Source organism: Azospirillum sp. B4, assembly GCF_000333275.1.
Lineage (GTDB): Bacteria > Pseudomonadota > Alphaproteobacteria > Azospirillales > Azospirillaceae > Nitrospirillum.
On the sequence record NZ_BACU01000455.1, the window covers coordinates 1 to 2,465 of the forward strand.

Below are 2,465 nucleotides of genomic sequence, written 5' to 3' on the forward strand. Positions count from 1 at the left end.
AGGGCCAAGCGCACGGCCTTGGGCACGGGGGGGTTCGGCGGTCAGGAAGGCGTCGCCGGCCACCAGGGTCAGGCCGGTGCGGGCGGCGCGCTGAACAAAGGCGTGGGGTGTCCAGTCGCCGGGCAGGTTCAGCCACAGATGCAGGCTGTCAGGCTGGGCCTGGTAGCTGCCGGGGGGCAGCAGTTCCGCCGCCAGGCGCTGGCGGGCCACGGCCTCCGCCCGCACGGCATCGGCCAGGGTGGCGGCCGTGCCGTCCAGGATCCAGTCGGCGGCCAGGCCAGCGGCGAAGGGCGAGGACATCTGTGTCAGGGTGCGCAACGCGCCCTCCAGCCGTTCAGCCTGCACCGCCGTGGGTGCCGCGACGAATGCGGTGCGCAGCGCCGGTGTCAGGCATTTGGACAGCGTGGCCACATGCCAGACCTGGGCGGGCGCCAGGGCCGCCAGGGGGGTGCCGGGTTCCGCCGCCAGGGCGCCGTAGGCGTCATCCTCCACCACCGTCAGGCCCTGGTCCTGGACCACGGCGGCCAGATCCCGCCGCCGGCCTTCGGACATCGTGCCCGTGGTCGGGTTGTGATGGGTGGGCGTGCAATAAAGCAGACGGGCACCGGTGGTGCGGCAGGCCGCCGCCACCGCCTCGGGCACCAGGCCCTCGCCGTCACAGTCCACCGCCACGACACGCAGGCCCAGGCGGGCGGCGATGGCGGTGAAGCCGGGATAGGCCAGCGTCTCCGCCAGCACCACGTCCGCGCGCTGCGCCAGCAGGGACAGCAGGGCGTGCAGCGCCGCCTGCGCCCCCGGCGCCACCAGCACGCGGTCCGCGTGCGGGCTGGCGCTGGCGGCCACGCGGCCGGCAATGAAGCGGCGACGCAGCCAGGCGGCGCCGGCGGTACGCTCCTGCGCCCCGCCGCCCGCCGCGCGATAGCCCAGGCGGCGCCCCAGGTCCGGCGCCCGCACCAGCCGTTCCAACCCCCGGGCCAATTGGACGCGCAGCAGGGCCAGCGGCTGGGGCGGCAGATTCATGGACATGTCGATATCGCCTTGGGCCAGGGGCGCCATGTCGGCCGCCGCCCGATCGGACACGAAGGTGCCCCGCCCCACCACGCCCGACAGCAGGCCCCGATGCCGCGCCTCCGCATAGGCACGGGTGACGGTGGTGAGATCCACCCCCAGAGCCTCCGCCAAGGCCCGCTGGGTGGGCAGGCGGTCGCCCGGCACCAGGCGGCCGGCGCCGATGTCGGCCGCCATGGCATCGGCGATGGCCAGATAGACCGGCCCGCCCCGCCCATCCAGCCGGGGCGCCCATTGCTCCTCATCCGCCATCGCCCAGCTCCTCACCTTAATTGCATGGACTATATGTACGCGGACAATCTCTGAATGGAAGCCCTGCAATTGCGGGGCGGGATCCGTGCTAAACACTGGCGATTCATTCTGTAGGGGAAGCGGCATAATGCGCGGCAGTGAGTTCGCGGACCTTCGCGCCTTCGCCACCATCGTGGCGCAGGGCAATTTCGCCCGGGCGGCGGCGCAGCTGAGTGTCTCCCCCTCCGCCCTCAGCCAGACCATCCGGGGGCTGGAGGCGCGGCTGGGCGTGCGCCTGCTGAACCGCACCACGCGCAGCGTTTCCGTCACCGACGCCGGATCGCGGCTGTACGGCCGCCTGAAATCCGTGCTGGAGGAGTTGGAGGCCGCCGTTGCGGACGTGAACGACCTGCGCGAGCGGCCGGCAGGCACCCTGCGCCTCACCTCCTCCCGCGTGGGGGCGGAGCGTTTCCTGGCCCCCATCCTGGGCCAGTTCCACCGGGCCTATCCAGACATCGTCCTGGACACCACGGTGGACGACGTGGTGCGCGACATCGTGGCGGAGGGCTATGACGCCGGCATCCGCCTGGGCGAAATGATCTCAGACGACATGGTGGCCATCAAGCTGGGCGGCAACCTGCGCCAGGTGGCGGTGGCGTCGCCCGACTACCTGGCCCGCCACGGCGCGCCCCGGCATCCGCGCGACCTGCTGGACCACGCCTGCATCAACTGGCGCTGGACGGAGACGGGCCGCATCTACCATTGGGAATTCCAGGAACCGGGCGGCGACTGGTTCTCCGTGGCGGTGAAGGGGCCCATCATCGTCACCGACCGCAGCATGGTTCTGGCCGCCGCGCTGCAGGGGGTGGGCATCGCCCTGTGGCTGGAGGACCGCATCCTGCCCTATGTCCAGGACGGCCGCCTGGTTCCCCTTCTGGAGGAATGGTCGGGCAGCTTCCCGGGGTTCTTCCTGTGCTATCCCAAGCAGCGGCACACGCCGCTGCCACTGCGCGTCTTCACCGATTTCATGCGGGCGACCTATGCGGCCGATTATGCACCGTCCACTTCATTAAGCGTTTCGATTGTAGCGCATTCCGAATAGGGCGCCGCGTCCCCATTCTCCATTCATGCCGCCCGGACAGGCGGCTTCCGGATTGAGGATGGGA

At 71.1% G+C, this 2,465-nt stretch carries 2 protein-coding genes; one reads left to right on the forward strand and one right to left on the reverse strand.

Annotated elements, in window-relative coordinates; translation table 11 throughout:
• The coding region (locus I55_RS19820; protein ID WP_044562315.1) for a PLP-dependent aminotransferase family protein at nucleotides 1–1,320 on the reverse strand (1,320 nt) is incomplete at its 3' end.
• 127 nt (nucleotides 1,321–1,447) lie between these two features.
• Here I55_RS19820 and I55_RS19825 point away from each other — a divergent pair.
• Nucleotides 1,448–2,401 (forward strand): LysR family transcriptional regulator, encoded by a 954-nt coding sequence (locus I55_RS19825; RefSeq protein WP_044562316.1) that lies wholly within the window; start codon nucleotides 1,448–1,450, stop codon nucleotides 2,399–2,401.
• Nucleotides 2,402–2,465 lie beyond the last annotated feature (64 nt).

Bases quoted from the DNA above. Each gene is read 5' to 3' on its own strand.
- I55_RS19825 (WP_044562316.1), top strand. From the start codon at position 1,448: ATGCGCGGCAGTGAGTTCGCGGACCTTCGCGCCTTCGCCACCATCGTG.